The sequence below is a fragment of the Streptomyces sp. O3 genome, assembly GCF_054788135.1.
Genome location: NZ_JBTVYK010000001.1, coordinates 93842 through 114840, shown reverse-complemented (window position 1 = coordinate 114840; position 20999 = coordinate 93842). Strand labels below are relative to the sequence as shown.

Here is a 20999-nt window from a genome sequence, read left to right as displayed (position 1 = left end):
GGGGACCATGTCACACCTGAATGCGGCGCTCAACCACATCAACGAGCTTCGCAAGGGCCAGGTCGCGGGGGATGCCGTTCTCCTGCGAGCCGTCGCGGTAGCGGAAGGAGACCGTGCCGCCGCTCATATCGTCGTCACCCACGATGATCATGAACGGAGTCTTCTGCTTCTGATGGGTCCTGATCTTCTTCTGCATCCGGTCCGAGGACGCGTCCACCTCGACCCGCAGGCCCTTCCTCTTCGCCTCGGCGGCGAACTCCTGGAGGTAGCCGACGTGCGCGTCACCGACCGGGATGCCGACCGCCTGGACCGGAGCCAGCCACGGCGGCATGGCGCCCGCGTAGTGCTCCAGCAGCACCGCGAAGAAACGCTCGATCGACCCGAAGAGCGCCCTGTGGATCATGACCGGGCGCTGCTTGGTGCCGTCCGCCGCGGTGTACTCCAGGTCGAAACGCTCCGGCAGGTTGAAATCGAGCTGAATGGTCGACATCTGCCAGGTACGACCGATCGCGTCCTTGGTCTGGACGGAGATCTTCGGGCCGTAGAACGCCGCGCCGCCCGGGTCCGGGGTGAGGGGCAGACCCTGCTTCTCCGCGACCTGGCGCAGAGTCTCGGTGGCCTCCTCCCAGGCCTCGTCGCTGCCGACGAACTTCGTCTCGTCCTTGGTGGACAGCTCCAGGTAGAAGTCGGTCAGACCGTAGTCACGCAGCAGGTTCAGGACGAAGGTGAGCGTCTTGTCGAGCTCCTCCGCCATCTGCTCGCGGGTGCAGTAGATGTGCGCGTCGTCCTGGGTGAAGCCCCGCGCGCGGGTCAGGCCGTGCACGACGCCCGACTTCTCGTACCGGTACACCGTCCCGAACTCAAACATCCGCAAAGGCAGCTCGCGGTACGAGCGGCCCCGCGCGTCGAAGATCAGGTTGTGCATCGGGCAGTTCATGGGCTTGAGGTAGTAGTCCACGCCCTCGTCGAGCTGCATGGGCGGGTACATGCCGTCTGCGTACCAGTCCAGGTGGCCCGAGGTCTCGAAAAGTTTCCCCTTGGTCGCGTGCGGGCTGTAGACGAACTCGTACCCGGCCTCTTCGTGCTTCGCCCGCGAGTAGTCCTCCATGACCCGGCGGATGATGCCGCCCTTGGGGTGGAAGACCGCGAGGCCGGAGCCGATCTGCTCCGGGATGGAGAACAGGTCCAGCTCGGCGCCCAGCTTGCGGTGGTCGCGCTTCTCGGCCTCGGCGAGGAAGTCCAGGTGCGCCTTCAGCTCGTCCTTGGACGGCCAGGCGGTCCCGTAGATCCTCTGGAGCTGCGGGTTCTTCTCGCTGCCGCGCCAGTACGCGGCCGCCGAGCGCATCAGCTTGAACGCCGGGATCGCACGGGTCGACGGCAGGTGCGGGCCCCTGCACAAGTCCTTCCAGCAGAGGTCGCCGGTCTTGGGGTCCAGGTTGTCGTAGATGGTCAGCTCGCCGCCGCCCACCTCGACGTCCGCACCGTCGTCGCTGGAGGCGGAGCCCTTCAGGCCGATGAGCTCCAGCTTGTACGGCTCGTTCGCCAGCTCCTCACGGGCGGCCTCGTCGGTGGTGACCCGGCGTGCGAACCTCTGGCCGCGCTTCTGGATTTCCTGCATGCGCTTCTCGATGCGCTTCAGGTCCTCCGGGACGAACGGCTCGTCCACGTCGAAGTCGTAGTAGAAGCCGTCCTTGACCGGCGGGCCGATGCCCAGCTTGGCCTCGGGAAAGAGCTCCTGCACGGCCTGCGCCATGACGTGCGCGGTGGAGTGCCGCAGGATGTTCAGGCCGTCATCGGAGGAGATCTCGACGGGCTCGACGACCTCGCCCTCGCAGGGGGCGTACGCGAGGTCCTTGAGCTCGCCGCCCACGCGCGCGGCGACGATGGTCCGCTCACCGGCGAACAGCTCGGCGGCCGTAGTGCCCGTCGTCACCACGCGCTCTTCCCGCTCGGAATCGCGTTGGATGATCACACGGACGTCTGACACCGGTCTCTCCTGCCTGATGAGGTCGCCGCAGCGGATACTGCGCGGCTCGAATCGTACCGAGCCGGACGGGTCGATCGCGAAACGGTTTGGTCGCGGGCCCCCAGATCGGTCCCCGGCCCTCAGAGCCCTTCCCCGCCGCAGGCCTCCTCGAAGAAGTCGAGGTTCTCCTGGAGCGCCTTCAGCATCCGGTCCCGGTCCGCCTCGTCCACCTGTACGGGCGCCACCTCGCACGCCCCGGTGAGCCGCCGGAAGCCGCCGCGGCTCTCCAGCCGCCCGCGCACGCGTACCGGGAGGCCCACCAGGTGGGCATGGCCCGCGATGCGGTACGCCTCCTCGTCGAGCGTCACCCGGACCTGCGGGACGTCCGCACCGGCGAGCACCCGCAGCCGGGCCGTGCCGGGGCCGCCAGGACCCGCTCTGCGCAGCCGGACCACGGCGCCGGTGAGCCGTACTGGGATCGAGGGTTCGGTACGCAGGTAGCGGGCGCTCGCCCGGCGCAGCACCGGCAGGTCGCCGGGCGAGAACTCGACGGGCTCGGGCCGTGCGGCGCACCGCTCGGGCACCCCGGCGGCCGGTGCCCAGGCGATGCCGACGCGAGCTCCCTCGGCGCCCCGGACCAGGGCGGCGAGCGCCTCGGTCAGCTCCCGGCTGACGCCTGCCTGGACGGCGGAGTCGAAGGCGTCCATGCCGCCGGTGGCCCGTTGGTAGTCGATGGCCTCGCGGGCCGCGCACAGCGCCTGGTGCAGCCGTACGACCAGCGGGCGGGACGACCGTACGGGCGCGAACACCGTCAGCCGCCGCCCGCTCGGCTCGGGCCCCGCCAGGACGTGCTCCAGCGCGGCGGTGGCGGCGGCCCGGTGCCGTGTCCCGTGGTACCCGGCCCGGTCGCGTACCGCGAGCGCGGCGGCGAGCAGCGTCTGCCGGGCCGCGGACCGCAGGCGCTCCACCTGGGTCCAGGCGGTGGCCCCGGTGGGCCCGGTGGGCACATCGCGCGACCAGCACAGTTCGTCGCTGGGCACGGCGAGGCCGAGCAGCACCTCGCGCGCGGACGGCGCGGCGCTGCGGGAGAGGGCGTGCAGCGCCTCGCCGAGCAGGTCGTCGCTGTCCGGGAACGCGCGGCTGCGCGGCACCAGCAGGCTGGCGCCCGCGCCGCCGCCGGGTTCGGTCCAGCGCGCGTACGGGCCCGCGGCGCCGCCGCGCCGCCGCCAGCCGTGCCGGTCGAGCAGGGCGCCGAGGACCGCGGGGTCCACCCGTGTCGCGTCGGGGACGCCGACCGTCTCGGGCCAGCTCTCCTCGGCGCGGCGGGGGCCTGCGGGCTCGTCCGTCGGGCGGTGCATCAGGGTCTCCCTCCCGTCCCGACCCGCGTCATGATCTCGCGCAGGGCCCGGTCGTCGAAGATCCGGGAGGTCGGGACGCGCACGGTGGTCCTGCGCCGGCCCGTCACCGGGTGCCCGGCCAGGTTGGTCCAGTAGCAGCAGTGCCGCAGTTCCAGCCGGTCGTGTCCGGCGCGTAGCCAGTCGTCCGGAGATCTCGGCACCAGCATCACGACGAGGATCTTGTGCACCGAGACCGGGGTGCGGGCGAGTTTCTCCAGGTGCGCGTTGTCGAGCGTGAAGGAGAAGGCGGGGCCCGGCGGGTTCGGCGGCAGCTGGTGGGTGCACTTGAGCTGCACCTTGACCGTGACCTCGTCGTCCACGGTGTGTCCGGGGGCGCTGTGGCTGACGTGCCAGTCGATGCCGTTGTCCGGAAAGGGCTGGGACAGCGAGCACCCCGCGGCCGCCGCGACGGCGTGCAGATAGCCCACCTGGAGCGTCTCCATGCAGGCGGTGGTGGCGAGTGTGCCGCGCGGCGGTAGCGTCCGCTCGGGCAGCAGCCCGCTCCGTTCGGGCCGCGCGAGCGCCATGTCGAACAAGCCTTCCGGACTCAGAGGTTGACCGCGCCGGGTGCGAGGCCGGTCCGGGGAACCGGCCATGGGGTCTGGCGGGCCGTCCGGCGTCACGGCCCGTCAACTGTGTTGTCACCGCCCGGCGTACGGCGCAAACGGGCCGGGTATCACCAGCTCGGGCAGGGCATAGGTGTCTTCTGCCCGGAGTGGACCGGGAGTTGTGGCGATGACGTACTGGTACGAGGGGCCGCTGACCGCATTCGACACCGAGACCACGGGCGTGGACGTCGAGAACGATCGCATCGTGTCCGCCGCCGTGGTCGTCCAGGACCGCGCCGGCGCGCGTCCGCGCGTCACCCGCTGGCTGGTGACTCCGGGTGTTCCGGTGCCGCCGGCCGCCACCGCGATCCACGGGCTGACCGAGGATCACCTGCGGCGCAACGGCCGTTGGCCCGCGCCGGTGATGGAGGAGATAGCGCGGAAGATCGCCGAGGAGACCACGGCGGGGCGGCCGCTGGTGGTGATGAACGCGCCGTTCGATCTGACGCTGCTCGACCGGGAGTTGCGTCGCCATCGGGCCGCCTCGCTCGGGCACTATCTGGCGACTCATCCGCTGTGCGTGCTCGATCCGCGGGTGCTCGACAAGCATCTGGACCGTTACCGCAAGGGGCGGCGCACCCTCGCCGACCTCTGCGAGCAGTACGGGGCCGAGTTGTCCGGGGCGCATGACGCGGCCGCCGACGCGCAGGCCTCGCTCGATGTCGTACGCGCTCTGGGGCGGCGGTTCGCGGCCCGGCTGGATCAGTTGACGCCTGCCGAGCTGCACGCCAGGCAGGCGGTGTGGCACGCGGCGCAGGCGCGGGGACTTGAGACCTGGTTCGCGCGCTCCGGCGCCCCGGAGGCGGTGGATCCGGCGTGGCCGCTGCGGCCCGAACTCCCGGCGGCGGCCTGACGCGTACGGGTGTACGGCCCGCGCGGCGGCTCGTCCAGCCCGCGCGGCGGCTCGTCCGGCCTGTGCGGTGTCGCGTCTGGCGCGGGCGGTGTCCGGGCAGAAAAAAACCGGTCCGTCGTCGACGGACCGGTCCTTCCGGGTGGGCGATACTGGGTTCGAACCAGTGACCTCTTCGGTGTGAACGAAGCGCTCTCCCACTGAGCTAATCGCCCTAGGGCTGATCGCCCTGGGAACGGACTGAACCATACAGGCCCTGACGCCCGTCGTTCAAACCGTCTTCAGCATGCGGTGCAGTCCACGCCGTCCGCCGCGCATCATCAGCGCGTGATTCAGCCGGAACACCGGCCTGGCCACCAGCGAGAGGCGCCGCATCAGCGGTTTGCGCACCTCGACTTCCTGCTCGTACACGACCCGGCTGCCGTCGCCGCGCGGGGCGACGGTCCAGCGCGCCCAGCCGTCCAGGTCTCCGGTCATCGCTATCTCCAGTACCCCGGCGGCGGGGTCGCGCCGCTGTTCGCGGGCGGTGACGACCAGGTCGTACGGGAGCAGCGAGCGGAAGCGCGCGATGCCGCTGCGGTCGTCGAGCGGCGTCACCTCACGTACCTGCGGCCACCAGGCGGGGTAGTGCTCGGCCCGCTCGAGCGCCGCGTAGACGGCGGCGGGCTCTCCGGCCAGTTCCCAGACGCAGCGGAAGCGGTAGCGGCACCAGTCCATGGTTCCAGTCTGCCCGTCGCGGGCGCGTCGACCGGTGAACCCGGTGAACCTGGTGAACCCGTCAACGACGAAGGTCCGTGAGACGGGTGTCGTCTCACGGACCTTCGATCCGGGTGGGCGATACTGGGTTCGAACCAGTGACCTCTTCGGTGTGAACGAAGCGCTCTCCCACTGAGCTAATCGCCCGGGCGCACCGAGAACATTACCGCACCTCAGAGGGTGCCCCCGACCACCCCCGCCCTGGTCAGTCGCCGATGCTCCAGGGCGGGGTGATCCCGAACTTCCAGAGGTAGACGCCGAGCAGCACCGCGGTGATCACCAGGCCGACGGTGGTGAGGATGATGTTCCGGCGGCGGACTTTCGGGTCGAGCGCGCGCTGTGCGGCCTCGGTCACCTTGCGCTTGGTCCAGCGCAGCACCAGCTGAGCCCAGACGAACTCGGTGGCCCAGATCGCCATGCCAGCGAAGATCACGAACCAGCCGGGGCCCGGCAGCACGAGCATGGCGGCGCCCGCGGCCACCACCGCGAGCCCGACGATGAAGACGCCGACCTGCCAGCTCAGGTGCAGCGCCCTGCGCGCCTTGATGAAGTCGGGCGCCTTGGACCCGAGCTCCCGTTCGCCCTGCGCCGCCGAGCCCTCGGCCGTCACGACGCCACCCCCACCCCGGTCACTCTCCGTATCCATACTCGAAACATTACCGGACGGAAACACGTCACCGGAATGGGCGCACCGAGTCCGGTCACGGACGCCGTACGAGCTACCTAAAGACACGCAAATCGCTCAGAGGGGTTTACAACGGCACCGTAGGTGGCATGTCGATTTCGCCGACGTGCGAATCCCCGAGCGCACACTGAGCGAAAGGCCCTGGCGCTTATGAACACCACGGTCAGCTGCGAGCTGCACCTGCGCCTCGTTGTGTCGAGCGAGTCCTCACTGCCTGTACCCGCAGGACTGCGGTATGACACGGCCGATCCCTACGCCGTGCACGCCACCTTCCACACCGGAGCGGAGGAGACCGTCGAGTGGGTCTTCGCCCGCGACCTGCTCGCCGAGGGGCTGCACCGCCCCACCGGCACCGGTGACGTCCGTGTCTGGCCGTCCCGCAGCCACGGACAGGGCGTTGTCTGCATCGCCCTGAGCTCACCGGAGGGCGAGGCTCTGCTCGAGGCCCCGGCGCGGGCCCTGGAGTCGTTCCTGAAGCGAACCGACGCCGCCGTCCCACCCGGCACCGAGCACCGTCACTTCGACCTGGATACGGAGCTGTCACACATCCTGGCCGAGAGCTGAGCGGGCCCGACCACCCGAGAGCAGCCCGACACCGTCCGACTCGGGGAGACGGTGCGGGTGACGACAACCTCATACCGGCAGTCAGCGTCGCCGTCCCGCGCGGGTTCGTCCCGCCGGGACGGCGACGCTGGTATACGGCCGGATCGTCGACGTGCATCGACGTGGTCAGATCATCCGTGCGAACCGCTAGCATCGGCCAGCATCGGCGGGCGACTGCCCGACCCCCAGGCCAGGGAGCGAATCGTGCTGATCACCCACGACACCCGGTGCGCACTCGACGCCGTGGTCGATCTGGTGAACACCGCACCGGAGGACGACAAAGCCGAAGGGCTCGCGGATCTCGCGGCCCTCGGCGTGTTCGTCCAGACCCATGAGATCAGTGATGTCGGCGTGCTGTCCGAGCGGGACCTGGAGGCCGTACGCCAGGCCAGGAGCCGCTTCGCGGAGGTGTTCGCCGCGCCGGACGCCCGTACCGCGGCGACCTTGATCAATGACATCGTGGCCGCCGCCGGCACCACACCGCGGCTCACCGACCACGACGGCTACGACTGGCATGTGCACTACTTCGCGCCGGGCGCGTCGGTGGCCGACCACCTCGCGGCCGACTGCGGCATGGCGCTGGCCTTCTTCGTGGTCGCCGGGGAGCAGGAGCGGCTGCGCCGCTGCGAGGCGCCGGACTGCCGACGCGCCTTCGTCGATCTCTCCAGGAACCGCTCGCGGCGTTACTGCGACAGCCGCACCTGCGGTAACCGGCTGCACGTCGCCGCGTACCGGGCACGCCGCAAGGAGGCGGCCCGCTGACCGCACCCGGCCGCGCTCACAGGCCGCCGCTCACAGGCCGCGCTCACAGCAGGTAGAGGTCGTACACGGCGGCGAGGAGCAGCAGACAGCCGATCACCCCGAGAAAGATCATCAGCGGCGGCTGGGAGAGGGCGAAGAGGCAGCCGCGCGGCTCGGACGCGGGCGGCGACGGCGCGGGGTCTTGTGCGGGGGCCTCGCCCCGTGATGTGTCCTGCATCTCGGGGCGATGATGGCCCAGCCGCTCTCGCTCACTCGACCAACACGCCCGCAGGGAGCCGGAGTTAGCCGAATCTCACGCTCACTCAGGCGTGATCCCGACACACTTCGGACAGTGTCGGGCAGGGGTGGGCGGGGATCCTCAGATCCCGTGCTTTTTCAGAATCGCCTCGATGTCCGAGAAGTCCTCCGCCGGGGCGTCGGCCTTCTTCTGCTTCCCCTGGGCCGCGGCCGGGGCGGACTGGCCCGCGCCGAGCGAGGGCGCCGAGGCGTCGGGGGCGACCGCCTGCCGCGCGTCCGCCGCCGCGGCCCGCTTGCGCTCCTTGCGGGTGCCGCCGCCGCGCCGCTCGATGGCACGGGTGGTCGCGAACAGCACCCAGGCCAGGCCGAGCACGCCGACGCCGACCCAGGTACTCGGCTTGAAGACCAGGTCGGACGCCCACTCGACGACGCCGGTCAGCACCAGGCCGAGCGGGACGAGGGAATAGGCCGCCATACGGACGGCGGTCAGGAACCGCTTGCGGTACGCGGTGATCGCGGCGATGCCCAGGCCGGCCGCGGACACGGCGGAACAGACGGTCTCGGCAAGCATCCGGTCCTCCAGCGTTGAAGTGCCATGGCGGTACCCCCGCACCGTCATGGGTGACGTCCCTTCCATCCTGCACCGTCCGGGGTCCTCAGGGCCACGCTGCGGGGAGTACCTCAGGGACAACTCCGGGTCGCGTCCCTCGCCGGGTCCGGGGCGGGTCCGGGTTGGGGCGGGGACCAGGGGGCTGGAAGACTGTCCCCATGAGCGACTCCCTCCCCGGCCACGGCGCCGCCCGTCCCGTACTCGACGTATGGTGCGACCTCCAGTGCCCCGACTGCCTGACCGCCCTGGACGACCTGCGCGCGCTGCGTGCCCGTTACGGCGACCGGCTGGAGACGCGCCTGCGCCACTTCCCGCTCGAGAAGAACAAGCACTCCTTCGCCGCGGCGCAGGCGGCCGAGGAGGCCGCCGAGCAGGGGCGGGGCTGGCCGTACGCGGAGGCGGTGCTGGCACGCGTGAAGGACTTCGACCGCGCCGGTGAGGCACTGCTGTCGGAGGTGGCGCGGGATCTCGGCATGGACGCCGACGAGTTCGAGACGGCCCTGATCGACGGGCGGCACACCCTGGCCGTCGACGCCGACCAGGCCGAGGGCAAGGCGATCGGCGTCACCGGCACGCCGACCTACGTGATCGGCGGCGAGCGGCTCGACGGCGGCAAGAGCCAGGAGGGGCTGCGCGCGCGCATCGAGGAGACCGCGGACCGGCTGCTGGCCGAGCAGGACGCGTCACGCGGCTGAGGCTTCTCCGCCCGTACGGAAGCCGCTGCGCCGTGGGGCCCGGTGCGCCGGTCAGGGGCAGTACGACTCAAGCGTGCCGCGACGCCGGACGTCGAGCGTCGCGCAGTGGAACGAGCCCCCGAACGGCGCGTAGTGCAGCAGGTCGCACGGGATCGGCTCGAACCCCCACCCCTCCAGCGCGCGCAGCATCGCCTCGTGATGGCGCTCCGCGATGACCCGCTTCTCGTCGATCATGAGTACGTTCATGCTGAGCCACTTGCCGCACATCGAGGTGAACCTGAGCAGCCGCTCGTCGATCGGGGCGGGCTCGGGGGCGACCAGGACGTCCCACGAGCTGAGCACCTCGGGCAGCCGGTCGACGTCGATGTACTGCGGGTTGACCAGGACCTTTCCGGGGGCGAGCGGCAGGAAGGTCGTGTCGATGTGCATGGGCGTGCGGCAGCGGCTCTCGATCTCGTGGACGCGGTAGCCGGATCCCAGATGGCGGCGCAGCCACTCGATGCCCGTCCGGTTGGTGACGTTGCTTCGCGTGACGAAGAGGTCGCGCCCCGCACGCACGAAATCCGCCGCGTCGAACACCGGCTCGAACTCGGTGAGGACGTAGCGCATCGGCTCGTCCTCGCCGGGGGCGCGGAAATCCGCGTCGAACAGCGCGTCGGTGAGCTGCGGCTTGGGCGCCGACGACCAGCGGGCGCCGCGCCGGAAGTAGTCCTTGAGGATCGCGCGGTAGGAGTGGGTCTCGAAATACCGGCAGGGCCAGGCCATCGGGGTCTCGATGATCTCGTCCCCGACCACGAGCATGCTGTCGCGCGGGCAGGTGTTGCAGAAGCCGCGCGATGACCAGTCGGGGGTGGCGAAGCGCCGCTGGTGGTCGACCGCGTCCGGGCGTCTGACCGTGACGCCCAGGGACGTCAGGAGGGCGACGAACGCGTCGAGTTCCCGCTGTGCGGGCTCGACCAGCGCGCGGGGGAACCTGCGGCCCGCGGCGAGCCCCTGCAACCGGGCCGCCGCAGGGGGGATGTTGCACGCCACTACGGGATGGCCGGAGGGGATCGTCGCGCCGTCGAGCCGCCCGACGATGACTTCTTCCAGCGGGTCCCATTCGTTGTGCGAGCTGACCGGCGAGACGGGGTCCGCCGTGTCGTCGGGCTCCGCTGACCGCTGCTGCCCTGCCGCCATGCGAGAAATATATCCACGGCGGCCGCCGGAAGGCCTCACCGAAACGCCTCAGAGCAGTGGTTTGGACAGGCGGTACGCGGTCGGCCGGTAACCGAGCGAGGCGTACAGCCGCAGCGCCGTGGTGTTGTCCGCGGAGACACTCAGGCCGATCCGGCGGGCCCCCGCGGCGCGTGCCTCGCGCTCGGCGAGCCGGAGCAGCGACCGGCCGTGCCCCTGGCCCCGGTGCTCCTCGGCGACCTCGACGTCGTGGACGTACGCGCCGTCGTCGCACGGCCTCACCCAGAGGGCGCCGACGGCCGTGCCCCGGTGCTCCAGGACCCGCAGCCGCACCCCGTCGGTGGCCGTGCCGTGCGGCAGCCGCGTGGCGTGGTCGGCTTCCGACATGGCGTACGCCCGGCTCTCGGGGACGCCGCGGGCCGTCCAGTCCCGCGCGTGGCGCTCCTTGGCGCGCGCCAGCCAGGGGCCGTACTCGGCGTCGGACATCGGTCTGCCGACGCTGCCGTCCGGGAGGTCGGGGGCCTGCTCGGGCAGCGGCTCGGGCAGCGGCTTGGACAGGGTGCGGTCGCGTTCGGCGTAGCCGAGCGCGGCGGCCAGGCGCAGGGCGGCTTCGGCGTCCGCGGGGACGGTCGCCTCTACGCGGGTGCAGTGCCAGCCGCGCAGGATCTCCTCGGCGGCGAGCGCCGCCACCGTGGCCCTGCCCCGCCTGCGGTCGGGTGCGTCGATCCTGAGGGCGCGTATCCAGCCGGCGGTGGGGCCGAGGGCCGGGTGGGTGGCGAGATCGAGCACACCCACCGGGCGGCCGTTCACGCACACCTGGTAGAGGCGTGCACGCGCCCCGTCGGCTTCGCTCTGCAGCGGCCCGGTCGGCCGCAGGGTCGTGGTCATCACCAGGGTTCTACCCGGTGGCGAGCACTCTCGTCACCGGGCTCGCACACGGGACGCGTCGGACGTGACGGACGTGACGGACGCTCAGGGGTCCAGGTCCGCGCCGGAGCGCTCGTCGAAGATCCGCATCGCCTTGGCCGTCACCGGCCCCGGTGCGCCCGGCAGTTCGCGTCCGTCGACCCGGTGCACGGCCTGGATGTCGCGCAGTGTCGAGGTCAGGAAGATCTCGTCGGCGCGGTCGAGCACGTCCAGCGGCAGATCCGTCTCGTGCGCCGACGTCCAGTCGACGGTGAGCGCGCGGGTGATGCCCGCGAGGCAGCCCGACGCGACCGGCGGGGTGTGGATCTCGCCGTCGAGTACGACGAAGACGTTGGACCCGGTGCCCTCGCAGAGCTGGCCCACGGTGTTGCCGAACAGCGCCTCGCTGGCGCCCTGTGCGCGGGCCCGGTCGAGGGCCACGACGTTCTCCGCGTACGAGGTGGTCTTCAGGCCGGTGACCGCGCCGCGCTCGTTGCGGGTCCACGGAACCGTGACGACCGCGGTGCTCTCGGGCCTGCGCGCTGTCTCGCCGAGCGCGACGACCAGGGTCGGTCCGGCGTCGCCGCGGTCGGATCCGAGCGGTGCGAGCCCTCCGGTGTAGGTGATCCGCAGGCGGCCGAACGGTATCGGGTTGGCCTCGAGCACGGCGGCGCAGGCCCGGCGGGCCTCGTCCTGGTCGGGCTCGGGGAGCCCGAGGCCGCGTGCGGAGCGGGCGAGCCGGTCGAGGTGGCGGGTGAGCGCGAAGGGCCGTCCGTCGACGGCCTTGAGCGTCTCGAAGACGCCGTCGCCCACGGTCAGCCCATGGTCGAGGACGGAGACACGGGCCGACTCGAGCTCCCGCAGACCGCCGTTGAGCCAGATCTTCACGAGGCACTTCCTCCAGGGGGGCCGCCTGAGTGGTCGGCCGAGGGGTCGGCCGAGGGGTCGTACGTATCCGACGCTACCGCGAGCAGCCGGGCGGCCTTCAGCTCGGTCTCCCGCCACTCCCTCTCGGGGTCGGAGCCCCAGGTGATGCCCGCGCCGGTGCCGAACCGCAGCACGCCGTCGGTTCGGTCGGCCCAGAAGGTGCGGATGCCGACGGCCAGCTCCCCGGCGGCCCGGTCGGCGTCCACCCAGCCGATGCCTCCGCAGTACGGGCCGCGGGGCGCGGTCTCCAGCGCGTCGATGATCCGCAGGGCGCTGGACTTGGGAGCGCCGGTCACCGAGCCGGGCGGGAAGGCGGCGGCCAGCAGCTCGGGCCAGCCCGCCCCGTCGGCGAGTTCGCCGCGCACGGTGGAGACCAGGTGGACCAGGCCCGGATGCTTCTCGACGACGCAGAGTTCGGGGACGGTCACCGAGCCGGTGGCGCAGGCCTTGCCGAGGTCGTTGCGGACCAGGTCGACGATCATCACGTTCTCGGCGTGGTCCTTGTCCAGCAGGTCCGCCTCGGTCCGCCCGGTGCCCTTGATCGGACCGGACTCGACGGCCCGGCCCGCGCGGCGCAGGAAGAGCTCCGGCGACGCGGTGGCGATCTCCACGCCGTGCGCGGGCAGCCGGACGGTGCCCGCGTACGGGGCGGGGTTGCCGCGCGCCAGCAGCGCGGTCAGGGCGTCCAGGTCCGCGTCGGCCGCGAGCGGCGCGGAGAGCACCCGGCAGAGGTTGGCCTGGTAGACCTCGCCCGCGGCGATGTGCTCGCGTATGCGGCGTACGCCCGCGGTGTACGCGGCGTGGTCCAGGGACGTCGTCCAGTCACCGGCGGCGGGGCCGCGCCACCGTCCCGGCGCGGGGGCGGGCACGGGTTCGGTGCGTACGTCCGCGAAGCGGGCACAGACCAGGCGGCCCTCGAAGTCCGCGGACACCGCCCAGAAGCCGGTGGAGTCGAGGGCGGCGGGATCACTGGTGACATCGCGCAGGTCGGAGGCGACGAGGCCGCCGAAACGCGCCATCGCGGGGAGGTCGTACACGGTTGCGAGTCTATGACCGGGCGGACCGCCGGGCGGACCGCCGGGGGGCCGCCGGGGCGGTCGGCCGCCCTCGGACCGGGCGGCAGCGCAGCACGCTGCGTAAACGCGTTTTTGTGCTGGCACGGGAATCCGCTAGAGTTCAACACGTCGCCGGGACGCGCCAAGCGCTCCGGGAGGACAAGCGGACGTAGCTCAGTTGGTAGAGCGCAACCTTGCCAAGGTTGAGGTCGCCAGTTCGAACCTGGTCGTCCGCTCGGAACAGGGGGATCTTCCCGAGCCCCCGCACTCCTGGTGGAGTGGCCGAGAGGCGAGGCAACGGCCTGCAAAGCCGTCTACACGGGTTCAAATCCCGTCTCCACCTCCAAGGACGATTAGCTCAGCGGGAGAGCGCTTCCCTGACACGGAAGAGGTCACTGGTTCAATCCCAGTATCGTCCACTGGCCCGTAAGGGTCGCCCGCGCGATTAGCTCAGCGGGAGAGCGCTTCCCTGACACGGAAGAGGTCACTGGTTCAATCCCAGTATCGCGCACGCACCGCCCGCGATCTTCTGATCGCGGTCCCGAGGACGATTAGCTCAGCGGGAGAGCGCTTCCCTGACACGGAAGAGGTCACTGGTTCAATCCCAGTATCGTCCACACACCGAAGCCCCCGGCCCTCTCGGCCGGGGGCTTCTCACGTCACGGGCAGCTCAGGAGCGGGTGGCTCAGGAGGAGAAGAGCATCCGCCCGAAGCCCTTCTTGCGGTGGTGCCCGTGGTGACCGCCGTAGTGGCCGCCGTGCTGCGGCGCGCCCCAGGCGGGGGCCGGAGCGGACGGGTAGCCCTGGGGTGTGGGCGGGGCGGGCGGCGGCGGTGCCTGCTGCGACCACTGCGACTCAAGCCGGGTCAGCGCCTCAAGCTCCCCGTAGTCCAGGAAGATCCCCCGGCAGCCGCTGCACTGCTCGATCTGGACGCCGTTGCGGTTGTAGGTGTGCATCGGTGCTCGGCACTTGGGACACTGCATGCTCGGCTCAACTCCTCGCCGTCGGAACTGCTTCTCTGAGCAGCCTACTTCGCGGCGTCACCGGCCAACTCCCCCGCGATCCCGGCTATTCGGACACAGGACTCGACGAGTGCGTGCTCGGCCTCGTCGAGTGGACGTGACGCGATGTGCGACTTGGCGACGGCCAGGGCGGCGGTCTGTACCGTCAAGGCCCTGGCGGGGACGTCGAGTACGGGCCAGGGGTCGCCGTCGGCGGGGACCGCGGGGCCGCGCGCGGCCCGGTAGGCGCCGAGGAAACGGACCCAGTCCGCACCGGGCAGCAGCCCGGACGCGAACCAGGCGGCCGGGCGGGCCAGATCCCAGGCCGGGTCGCCGAGACCCAGGTCGTCCACGTCGATCAGCAGCCAGGGGCCGTCGGGGGCCGGGTGGCGGACGAGTTGCCCCAGGTGCAGGTCGCCGTGGCACACCGCGGACGCGTACGGCATAGACGCCTCGGCGCGCGCCCAGGCGGGCAGCGTCGCCCAGGCCCGCTCCACGGGGACGGCCGCGGGGTGCGCGGCCGCGTCCCGGCGCATCCGGGCGACGGCTCGGGCGGCCTTGACGGGGCCGCGCATCTCGGGGAGCGGGCCGGGGAGTTCGGGCACGGGCAGGCGGTGCAGACGGGCCAGCAGCGTGGCGGCCGCTTCCCACGGGGCGTCCTGCGGGGCGTCCGGGTCGACGGGCGCGCCGAGCGGCCAGCAGGTCACCGGGCGGCCGTGCAGCTCCGCCGCGGGCAGCCGCAGCGGGGGCAGCAGGACGCCGGTGAGCCGGGGGTGCGCGGCGAGGGCGAGGCGGGCCGCGAGGCCGACGCGGTCCGTGGCCGCGGCGTGCGCCTTGGCGACGACGCCGCCGTGCCGGACGACGGTGCCGTCGTCGCGGTCGGCGAGGACCTTGCCGGGGGCCGGGCAGGCGCAGGGGGCGGGGGCGGGGCGGTGCCGGTGGTACGCGCGGTGGGCCGTGTCAGCCAGCGCGCGGCGCAGCGTGGGTGTGATGGTGATGTCGTCCTCCCCCGCCGCCGCGGTGTGCCGTGCTGCCTGCGCCGCAGGGTATCGCGCCGGTCGTGGGGCGCTGGGGTCGGAGATCGGGCCCCCGCCCCTTCCCGAAAGGCCTCAGTCGCCGACCGGGCTCAAAGATCGTCCTCAAACGCCGGACGGGCTGATTTTTCGCGGTGCCCGCGCGGCTCGTGAGCCGCGCGGGCACCGCGTGCCGTCCGCCGCACCCCCGTCCCCACGGGGTATATGGCCGGATGTCCCCGCCCGGACCGCTCTTCCGGGCCTGGGGCGCCGCTCAGCGCCCCAGCATCACGCCCACGGACGACGCTTGTGTGACCACTGCTTCCCAGCCGCCGAAGACGACGACGAGCAGGGCCGCCAGGGGAAGGACCATGGCCGTCGCCACCAGGGGGTGGCGGGTGCCGGACCGGCGAGCGCCGAACGCGGCGTATGACCTGCGCTCCTGCGTGCGGACCAGCGTCCGCGGCACCGTGTCCGCCATGGTTCTCTCCTGTCGTGTCAACAGCGGCGGGTGTCTGACCTCGGGGGACGAGTGCTGCACCCGCCGCTTGCCTTCAAACCTAGGCGGCGGGCGCTCCGGGGGCGTCATGCCCTCGTACCGATTGCCTGGCCTCCCTCGGGATGAGCGGCGAGCCGCCGTGTACTCCCCTGGGTGGAGACGCGGCGCCAGGACTGAGGGTCTTCCCGGAGGGGTCGCCGTACTCGCCGAGTACGCGCCGCCGCCTCCCGCGCGGGAGGTTCCTCCTCGGGTGACTTCACTCACGTCGGCCGCCCCTTCGCGCACCGCGGCCCCCGCCCCGCGATCGCCGCCTCGTACGCTCTGGCGGCCCGGCCGTCTTCCGTGACCCCAATCCCCTTTCCGAGAGCGACCGTTGGGCATGCGGGCAGGTCCCGCGACACCGGTGTCCCGCCGCGCTGACCGCCCCTCAATTCACCCACCGGACGCCGACAATCGATCGGTCCGTGAAGGCGCGGCCTCTGCGCGCGTACGGGCGGGGAAACGTAAGCTGTGGCTCGTCAATCGGACAGGCAGCGGGGATGGACATGGCGATGATGCGGCTCCGGCGCGAGGACCCGCGTGTCGTCGGCTCGTTCAGGATTCACCGGCGGCTGGGCGCGGGTGGCATGGGTGTGGTGTTCCTGGGCTCCGACCGCCGTGGCCAGCGGGTCGCCCTGAAGGTGATCCGGCCGGACCTGGCGGAGGACCAGGAGTTCCGGTCGCGCTTCGCCCGTGAGGTGTCGGCGGCGCGCCGGATCAGGGGCGGGTGCACGGCCCGGCTGGTGGCCGCCGATCTGGAGGCGGACCGGCCGTGGTTCGCGACCCAGTACGTGCCGGGGCCCTCGCTGCACGACAAGGTCGCCGACGAGGGGCCGCTGACGGCGGCCGAGGTGGCCGCGGTCGGCTCCGCGCTCGCGGAGGGGCTGGTCGCCGTCCACGAGGCCGGGGTGGTGCACCGGGACCTGAAGCCGTCCAACATCCTGCTGTCGCCCAAGGGCCCGCGCATCATCGACTTCGGCATCGCCTGGGCCACGGGCGCGTCCACGCTCACCCACGTGGGCACGGCGGTGGGCTCGCCGGGGTTCCTGGCGCCGGAGCAGGTGCGCGGGGCGGCGGTCACCCCCGCGACCGACGTGTTCTCGCTGGGGGCCACGCTGGCCTATGCCGCGATGGGCGATTCGCCGTTCGGGCACGGCAGCTCCGAGGTCATGCTCTATCGCGTGGTGCACGAGGAGGCACAGCTGCGCGGGGTGCCGGACGCTCTGGCGCCGCTGGTGCGCGCGTGTCTGGCCAAGGCCCCCGATGAGCGCCCCAGTACGCTGCAGCTCTCGCTGCGGCTCAAGGAGATCGCGGCGCGCGAGGCCCAGGGGCTGACCGACAGCCGCCCGCCGGCTCAGCGCCACGCGGCGGACCGGCCGTCGGGGCAGCACGCGGACGCGTACCCCGAGCGCCGCACGCTGCGGCACACCCGGCCCGCCTCCCCGGCGTCCGGCCCGTCCCGTCCCTCCCGTCCTTCCAGCCCGTCTGGTCCGTCCAGCCTGTCTGGTTCTTCCGGCTCCTTCGGTTCCGAGGCGTCCCGTGCCGGTCGGCGCCCGTCCGCGTCCCGCGGCGGCACCGCACGCTCCGGGAGCAGGGCCGCGCCGCGCAGCGGTACGGGGCGGCAGGGGCCGCGTACGACGGGCGCCGCGCGTAGGGTGCCCGCCAATCCGCGGCTGCTGCGGCAGCGGCTGATCGTGTTCGTCGTGGTGACCCTGCTGGTGGCGCTGGGGATCGCGGCGGCACAGGGATGCCAGGGGCCCGCCCAGGGGCTGCGGCAGCAGATCTCGGGGCAGGACACCCCCGGTGTGGTCGAGCACTCAGCGCGCCAGCCGCGAGGACTTCCGTAGCGGCGCTCGACGACGCCCGCCGTGCGGTGCCGTGCGGGCGTTGACCGCGCCAGGCGGGGCCGCGACGGCGGGGCGACCGGCCCGTGTCCCGGCCGCGCGCGGTCCCGGCCGGGTGGCGGTCCGCCGCCGTGCCCGCCGTTCGTGTCTGCCGTTCGTGTCCGTCGACGCGTCCATTCGGGGGCCTCGGACGCGCGCGGACCGCCGCGGCGTCGCAGGCTGGCCTTGTCCAGCCGGTCGTGCGCGGACCGGGCACACGCCGTCGAGGCCAGGGATCGTCAGGAGCGCTCATGGCAACAGGCTGGGACCCCCGGCCCGCCCACCCCGCCGACGGAGACGGCGGCGGTGAGTGGCTGCCCGTCCTCGACATCCCCGCCCCCGCCCGGCAGCGGCGCTGGACCGTGCTGCTGCGCTGGCTGCTGCTCATCCCCCAGTTCGTGGTGGTCATCCTGCTGTCCGTCGCGGCGTTCTTCGTGACCATCGTCGGCTGGTTCGCCGCGCTGGTCACAGGGCGGCTGCCCGGCGCGGTCTTCGACTTTCTCGGCTCGGTGCTCGCCTACCGGACGCGGGTCAACGCGAGCGCGATGCTCCTGGTCGACCGCTATCCGCCGTTCTCGTTCTCCGCGCCCGACTACCCGGCGCGGATCGAGCTGCGGGCCACCCCGCTGAACCGGCTCGCGGTGCTGTTCCGGTTGATCCTGGTGATCCCCGCGGCGATCGTCAACAACCTGCTCCAGGCGGGCTGGTTCGCGGTCGGCTGGATCTTCTGGCTCATCACCCTCGTGCTGGGCCGGCTCCCCCGCCCCTGCTACGCCGCCACCGCCGCCGTGGTCCGCTACGGCATGCGCCTCACCGCGTACTTCACGCTGCTGACGCCCGCCTATCCCAAGCGGGTCTTCGGCGACCCGCCGGTACCCGACGACCAGGTCCGCTCCGGCACCCGGCCGCTGGTCCTGAGCACCGGGGCCAAGGTCCTCGTCGTGGTCTTCCTGGTGCTGGGCCTGGCGAGCAGCGTCGCGTCGAACACCGCGTACTACGGCGACGACGACGGCGACAAGGGCACGTACCGTGCCGTGACACCGGCCGGGCGGCCCTGACGGCTGCGGGAGTCGCTCAGGCGGACCGTGTCACGTAGAGGGCCACGGCGGAGGCCGCGGCGACGTTGAGGGAGTCCACGCCCGCGGCCATGGGGATGCGGACCCATTCGTCGGCCGCGCGCAGGGCGTCGACCGACAGGCCCTCGCCTTCGGTGCCGAACATCAGGACCAGCTTCTCGTAACGGCGGGCGGCCAGTTCGTCGATGGTGATCGACTTCTCGGAGAGGCACAGCGCGGCCGTCACGAAGCCGTGCCGCCGGAACAGGTCGGCGTCGTCGGGCCAGGACGTCAGCCGGGTCCAGGGGACCTGGAAGACCGCGCCCATGGACACCTTCACGGACCGGCGGTAGAGGGGGTCGGCGCAGCTCGGGGTGAGGAGGACGGCGTCCACGCCCAGGGCGGCCGCGTTACGGAAGGCGGCGCCCAGGTTGGCGTGGTCGACGATGTCCTCGAACAGGGCGACGCGCAGTCCCGTACCGCCCTGGCCCGGCTGGCGGGCGGCGGTGAGGAGCGCGTCGGCCGCGGGGAGCGGTTTGCGCTGCATGGAGGCGAGGGCGCCGCGGTGTACGTGGTAGCCGGTGACCCGCTCGGCGAGCTGGGGGCTGACCGCGTACACCGGGGCCGGGACCTCGTCGACGACGTCGCGCATGACGTCCACCCACTTGGCCGAGAGCAGCATCGACCGCATCTCGTATCCGGCGGTCCTGGCGCGTCTGATGACCTTCTCGCCCTCGGCGATGAAGAGGCCCTCGGCGGGCTCGCGCCTGCGCCGCAGCTCCACGTCGGTCAGTCCGGCGTAGTCGCTCAGGCGCGGGTCGTCGGGGTCGTCGATGGTGATGAGATCGGCCACAGGGTGATACTGCCTTGTTCGGGGTGCGGTGCCAACGGCCCGGCACGGATTGCGTTACCGACGGTTACGCGGGTGTCGGTCCTACGGTGACGACCTCGCCGATCACGATGACGGCGGGGGGCCGGACCTCCTCGTCGGCGACTGTCTGGGCGACCGTGGCGAGCGTGGCGTCCACCCGGCGCTGGGCCGCCGTGGTGCCCTCCTGGACCAGGGCGACCGGGGTCTCGGGCGCGCGGCCGCCGTCGATCAGGGTCCGCGCGATCGCGCCGATCTTGTCCACGCCCATCAGGACGACGAGGGTGCCGCGGAGCCTGGCGAGGGCCGCCCAGTCGACGAGGGAGCGCTCGTCGTCGGGTGCGACATGGCCGCTGACGACGGTGAACTCGTGGGCGACGCCGCGGTGCGTGACCGGGATTCCGGCGGCGCCGGGCACCGAGATCGAGCTGGAGATGCCGGGCACGACGGTGTACGGGATGCCCGCCTCGACGAGTGCCTGGGCCTCTTCCATGCCGCGGCCGAAGACGAAGGGGTCGCCGCCCTTGAGGCGGACCACGGCCTTTCCGGCCTTGGCGTGCTCGATCAGCGCGTTGTTGATCGCCTCCTGGGCCATGAAGCGGCCGTACGGGATCTTCGCGGCGTCGATCACCTCGACCTGCGGCGGGAGCTCGTCGAGCAGGTCGCGGGGGCCGAGCCGGTCGGCGATGACGACGTCCGCCTCGGCGAGCAGGCGGCGGCCGCGCACCGTGATCAGGTCGGGGTCGCCGGGGCCGCCGCCGACCAGGGCGACGCCCTGGGTGCGGACGCGGTGGTGCGGGGCGACCAGGGTGCCGTCCCGCAGGCCCTCGACGACCGCGTCCCGGATGGCGGCGGTGCGGCGCGGGTCGGGGGCGCCGCCCGTGAGCACCGCGACCGTGACGCCCTCGCTGCGGCCGGTGGCCGGGGTCCAGGCGGTGGCGGCGGTGGCGTCGTCGGAGCGTACGCACCAGACGCGGTGGGCCTCGGCCTCGGCGGAGGCGGCCTCGTTCGCGGCGTGGTCGCTGGTGGCGATCAGCGCGTACCAGGCCTCGGCGAGGTCGCCTGCGGCGTAGCGGCGGCGGTGCCAGGTGATCTCACCGGTGTCCGCCATGGCCTCGACGGACGGCGTCGCGGTCGGGGAGATCAGCGTGACGTCAGCCCCGGCCGCGAGGAGGGCGGGCAGGCGGCGCTGGGCCACCTGGCCGCCGCCGATGACGACTACGCGGCGGCCGGTGAGACGGAGACCTACGGGGTAGGCGGGGTGGTCGGCCATGACGGTTCGGCTCCCTTGGGCGGCTGTGCGGGCCGCTGCGGCGGTGGAGCGGCGTCTGGCGTGCGGTGATGGGGTCTGACGTGAGGCGGTGGGGGTGCGGCGTGGTGCGGGTCCAGAGTACGGGCCCGCACCGCGC

22 protein-coding genes and 7 tRNA genes are annotated in these 20999 nt (G+C 72.4%); 11 read left to right on the top strand and 18 right to left on the bottom strand.

The window, feature by feature from the left end:
* Positions 1-10: 10 nt before the first annotated feature.
* The 3 genes from thrS to ACX6XY_RS00575 form a co-directional block, all read right to left on the bottom strand.
* Positions 11-1987, bottom strand: coding sequence for a threonine--tRNA ligase (thrS, locus tag ACX6XY_RS00585; RefSeq protein WP_460325054.1), 1977 nt, complete (start codon positions 1985-1987; stop codon positions 11-13).
* Positions 1988-2106: 119 nt separating this feature from the next.
* The gene (locus tag ACX6XY_RS00580; RefSeq protein WP_460325052.1) at positions 2107-3324 is read right to left on the bottom strand and encodes a hypothetical protein; all 1218 of its coding nucleotides are present in this window, start codon (positions 3322-3324) and stop codon (positions 2107-2109) included.
* A complete protein-coding gene (locus ACX6XY_RS00575; protein ID WP_460325050.1) occupies positions 3324-3890 on the bottom strand; it encodes a DUF4365 domain-containing protein in 567 nt (188 codons plus the stop codon). The genes ACX6XY_RS00580 and ACX6XY_RS00575 overlap by 1 nt, the downstream gene beginning before the upstream one ends.
* A gap of 208 nt (positions 3891-4098) precedes the next feature.
* Here ACX6XY_RS00575 and ACX6XY_RS00570 point away from each other — a divergent pair, with 208 nt between their 5' ends.
* A complete protein-coding gene (locus ACX6XY_RS00570) occupies positions 4099-4824 on the top strand; it encodes an exonuclease domain-containing protein (RefSeq protein ID WP_460325048.1) in 726 nt (241 codons plus the stop codon).
* A gap of 140 nt (positions 4825-4964) precedes the next feature.
* Here ACX6XY_RS00570 and ACX6XY_RS00565 read toward each other — a convergent pair.
* From ACX6XY_RS00565 to ACX6XY_RS00550, 4 genes are all read right to left on the bottom strand, one after another.
* A tRNA-Val gene (locus ACX6XY_RS00565) sits at positions 4965-5036 on the bottom strand.
* Positions 5037-5091: 55 nt separating this feature from the next.
* Positions 5092-5538, bottom strand: coding sequence for an SRPBCC family protein (locus tag ACX6XY_RS00560; RefSeq protein WP_460325046.1), 447 nt, complete (start codon positions 5536-5538; stop codon positions 5092-5094).
* Positions 5539-5652: 114 nt separating this feature from the next.
* A tRNA-Val gene (locus tag ACX6XY_RS00555) sits at positions 5653-5724 on the bottom strand.
* A 58-nt stretch (positions 5725-5782) separates the two neighbouring features.
* Positions 5783-6223: a TIGR02611 family protein gene (locus ACX6XY_RS00550; protein WP_460325044.1), complete on the bottom strand. Its 441-nt coding sequence runs from the start codon at positions 6221-6223 to the stop codon at positions 5783-5785.
* Between the two features lie 189 nt (positions 6224-6412).
* Between ACX6XY_RS00550 and ACX6XY_RS00545 the strand changes: the two genes are divergently transcribed.
* Both ACX6XY_RS00545 and ACX6XY_RS00540 read left to right on the top strand, forming a co-directional pair.
* On the top strand, positions 6413-6826 hold the full coding sequence (locus ACX6XY_RS00545) for an SsgA family sporulation/cell division regulator (protein ID WP_003959770.1): 414 nt from the start codon (positions 6413-6415) through the stop codon (positions 6824-6826).
* 243 nt (positions 6827-7069) lie between these two features.
* Positions 7070-7627, top strand: a complete 558-nt coding sequence (locus ACX6XY_RS00540; protein ID WP_460325041.1) for a CGNR zinc finger domain-containing protein — start codon at positions 7070-7072, stop codon at positions 7625-7627.
* Positions 7628-7670: 43 nt separating this feature from the next.
* Here the strand turns inward: ACX6XY_RS00540 and ACX6XY_RS00535 are convergent, their stop codons facing one another.
* The gene (locus tag ACX6XY_RS00535) at positions 7671-7844 is read right to left on the bottom strand and encodes a hypothetical protein (protein WP_460325039.1); all 174 of its coding nucleotides are present in this window, start codon (positions 7842-7844) and stop codon (positions 7671-7673) included.
* 141 nt (positions 7845-7985) lie between these two features.
* The gene (locus ACX6XY_RS00530) at positions 7986-8483 is read right to left on the bottom strand and encodes a hypothetical protein (RefSeq protein ID WP_460325037.1); all 498 of its coding nucleotides are present in this window, start codon (positions 8481-8483) and stop codon (positions 7986-7988) included.
* A 149-nt stretch (positions 8484-8632) separates the two neighbouring features.
* Here ACX6XY_RS00530 and ACX6XY_RS00525 point away from each other — a divergent pair, with 149 nt between their 5' ends.
* The gene (locus tag ACX6XY_RS00525; protein ID WP_460325035.1) at positions 8633-9169 is read left to right on the top strand and encodes a DsbA family protein; all 537 of its coding nucleotides are present in this window, start codon (positions 8633-8635) and stop codon (positions 9167-9169) included.
* Positions 9170-9220: 51 nt separating this feature from the next.
* On the opposite strand, the gene ACX6XY_RS00520 is transcribed toward ACX6XY_RS00525, so the two are convergent.
* From ACX6XY_RS00520 to ACX6XY_RS00505, 4 genes are all read right to left on the bottom strand, one after another.
* Positions 9221-10348 carry an amidinotransferase gene (locus ACX6XY_RS00520; RefSeq protein ID WP_460325033.1) on the bottom strand — a complete coding sequence of 376 codons (1128 nt, stop codon included), beginning with the start codon at positions 10346-10348 and terminating at the stop codon, positions 9221-9223.
* Between the two features lie 48 nt (positions 10349-10396).
* On the bottom strand, positions 10397-11233 hold the full coding sequence (locus ACX6XY_RS00515; protein WP_460325031.1) for a GNAT family N-acetyltransferase: 837 nt from the start codon (positions 11231-11233) through the stop codon (positions 10397-10399).
* An 84-nt stretch (positions 11234-11317) separates the two neighbouring features.
* Complete coding sequence (locus ACX6XY_RS00510; RefSeq protein ID WP_460325029.1) at positions 11318-12139, bottom strand: aminotransferase class IV; 822 nt, start codon at positions 12137-12139, stop codon at positions 11318-11320.
* The gene (locus ACX6XY_RS00505; RefSeq protein ID WP_460325027.1) at positions 12136-13215 is read right to left on the bottom strand and encodes a chorismate-binding protein; all 1080 of its coding nucleotides are present in this window, start codon (positions 13213-13215) and stop codon (positions 12136-12138) included. The genes ACX6XY_RS00510 and ACX6XY_RS00505 overlap by 4 nt, the downstream gene beginning before the upstream one ends.
* Before the next feature lie 181 nt (positions 13216-13396).
* Between ACX6XY_RS00505 and ACX6XY_RS00500 the strand changes: the two genes are divergently transcribed.
* The 5 genes from ACX6XY_RS00500 (at position 13397) to ACX6XY_RS00480 (ending at position 13850) form a co-directional block, all read left to right on the top strand.
* Positions 13397-13469 (top strand) — tRNA-Gly (locus tag ACX6XY_RS00500).
* 36 nt (positions 13470-13505) lie between these two features.
* Positions 13506-13579: transfer RNA gene (locus tag ACX6XY_RS00495), tRNA-Cys, on the top strand.
* Position 13580: 1 nt separating this feature from the next.
* A tRNA-Val gene (locus tag ACX6XY_RS00490) sits at positions 13581-13652 on the top strand.
* A gap of 20 nt (positions 13653-13672) precedes the next feature.
* Positions 13673-13744, top strand: a tRNA-Val gene (locus ACX6XY_RS00485).
* Between the two features lie 34 nt (positions 13745-13778).
* Positions 13779-13850 (top strand) — tRNA-Val (locus ACX6XY_RS00480).
* A gap of 68 nt (positions 13851-13918) precedes the next feature.
* Here ACX6XY_RS00480 and ACX6XY_RS00475 read toward each other — a convergent pair.
* From ACX6XY_RS00475 to ACX6XY_RS00465, 3 genes are all read right to left on the bottom strand, one after another.
* Positions 13919-14215 carry a TFIIB-type zinc ribbon-containing protein gene (locus ACX6XY_RS00475; protein ID WP_460325025.1) on the bottom strand — a complete coding sequence of 99 codons (297 nt, stop codon included), beginning with the start codon at positions 14213-14215 and terminating at the stop codon, positions 13919-13921.
* 44 nt (positions 14216-14259) lie between these two features.
* On the bottom strand, positions 14260-15225 hold the full coding sequence (locus ACX6XY_RS00470; protein WP_460325326.1) for a phosphotransferase family protein: 966 nt from the start codon (positions 15223-15225) through the stop codon (positions 14260-14262).
* A gap of 295 nt (positions 15226-15520) precedes the next feature.
* Positions 15521-15727 carry a hypothetical protein gene (locus ACX6XY_RS00465; protein WP_460325023.1) on the bottom strand — a complete coding sequence of 69 codons (207 nt, stop codon included), beginning with the start codon at positions 15725-15727 and terminating at the stop codon, positions 15521-15523.
* Between the two features lie 557 nt (positions 15728-16284).
* Between ACX6XY_RS00465 and ACX6XY_RS00460 the strand changes: the two genes are divergently transcribed.
* Together ACX6XY_RS00460 and ACX6XY_RS00455 are read left to right on the top strand one after the other, a co-directional pair.
* Complete coding sequence (locus ACX6XY_RS00460) at positions 16285-17631, top strand: serine/threonine-protein kinase (RefSeq protein WP_460325021.1); 1347 nt, start codon at positions 16285-16287, stop codon at positions 17629-17631.
* A gap of 287 nt (positions 17632-17918) precedes the next feature.
* A complete protein-coding gene (locus tag ACX6XY_RS00455; RefSeq protein ID WP_460325019.1) occupies positions 17919-18725 on the top strand; it encodes a DUF4389 domain-containing protein in 807 nt (268 codons plus the stop codon).
* A 16-nt stretch (positions 18726-18741) separates the two neighbouring features.
* Here the strand turns inward: ACX6XY_RS00455 and ACX6XY_RS00450 are convergent, their stop codons facing one another.
* Both ACX6XY_RS00450 and cobA read right to left on the bottom strand, forming a co-directional pair.
* Positions 18742-19575: a TrmH family RNA methyltransferase gene (locus ACX6XY_RS00450; RefSeq protein WP_460325017.1), complete on the bottom strand. Its 834-nt coding sequence runs from the start codon at positions 19573-19575 to the stop codon at positions 18742-18744.
* A gap of 64 nt (positions 19576-19639) precedes the next feature.
* Positions 19640-20863 carry a uroporphyrinogen-III C-methyltransferase gene (cobA, locus tag ACX6XY_RS00445; protein ID WP_460325015.1) on the bottom strand — a complete coding sequence of 408 codons (1224 nt, stop codon included), beginning with the start codon at positions 20861-20863 and terminating at the stop codon, positions 19640-19642.
* Between the last annotated feature and the right edge of the window lie 136 nt (positions 20864-20999).

What these genes read in the sequence shown, in the direction of transcription:
- ACX6XY_RS00580 (WP_460325052.1), bottom strand. Translation starts at nt 3,324, where the DNA reads ATGCACCGCCCGACGGACGAGCCCGCAGGCCCCCGCCGCGCCGAGGAG.
- ACX6XY_RS00575 (WP_460325050.1), bottom strand. Translation starts at nt 3,890, where the DNA reads ATGGCGCTCGCGCGGCCCGAACGGAGCGGGCTGCTGCCCGAGCGGACG.
- ACX6XY_RS00570 (WP_460325048.1), top strand. Translation starts at nt 4,099, where the DNA reads ATGACGTACTGGTACGAGGGGCCGCTGACCGCATTCGACACCGAGACC.
- ACX6XY_RS00560 (WP_460325046.1), bottom strand. Translation starts at nt 5,538, where the DNA reads ATGGACTGGTGCCGCTACCGCTTCCGCTGCGTCTGGGAACTGGCCGGA.
- ACX6XY_RS00550 (WP_460325044.1), bottom strand. Translation starts at nt 6,223, where the DNA reads ATGGATACGGAGAGTGACCGGGGTGGGGGTGGCGTCGTGACGGCCGAG.
- ACX6XY_RS00545 (WP_003959770.1), top strand. Translation starts at nt 6,413, where the DNA reads ATGAACACCACGGTCAGCTGCGAGCTGCACCTGCGCCTCGTTGTGTCG.
- ACX6XY_RS00535 (WP_460325039.1), bottom strand. Translation starts at nt 7,844, where the DNA reads ATGCAGGACACATCACGGGGCGAGGCCCCCGCACAAGACCCCGCGCCG.
- ACX6XY_RS00530 (WP_460325037.1), bottom strand. Translation starts at nt 8,483, where the DNA reads ATGACGGTGCGGGGGTACCGCCATGGCACTTCAACGCTGGAGGACCGG.
- ACX6XY_RS00525 (WP_460325035.1), top strand. Translation starts at nt 8,633, where the DNA reads ATGAGCGACTCCCTCCCCGGCCACGGCGCCGCCCGTCCCGTACTCGAC.
- ACX6XY_RS00520 (WP_460325033.1), bottom strand. Translation starts at nt 10,348, where the DNA reads ATGGCGGCAGGGCAGCAGCGGTCAGCGGAGCCCGACGACACGGCGGAC.
- ACX6XY_RS00515 (WP_460325031.1), bottom strand. Translation starts at nt 11,233, where the DNA reads ATGACCACGACCCTGCGGCCGACCGGGCCGCTGCAGAGCGAAGCCGAC.
- ACX6XY_RS00475 (WP_460325025.1), bottom strand. Translation starts at nt 14,215, where the DNA reads ATGCAGTGTCCCAAGTGCCGAGCACCGATGCACACCTACAACCGCAAC.
- ACX6XY_RS00465 (WP_460325023.1), bottom strand. Translation starts at nt 15,727, where the DNA reads ATGGCGGACACGGTGCCGCGGACGCTGGTCCGCACGCAGGAGCGCAGG.
- ACX6XY_RS00460 (WP_460325021.1), top strand. Translation starts at nt 16,285, where the DNA reads ATGGACATGGCGATGATGCGGCTCCGGCGCGAGGACCCGCGTGTCGTC.
- ACX6XY_RS00455 (WP_460325019.1), top strand. Translation starts at nt 17,919, where the DNA reads ATGGCAACAGGCTGGGACCCCCGGCCCGCCCACCCCGCCGACGGAGAC.
- cobA (WP_460325015.1), bottom strand. Translation starts at nt 20,863, where the DNA reads ATGGCCGACCACCCCGCCTACCCCGTAGGTCTCCGTCTCACCGGCCGC.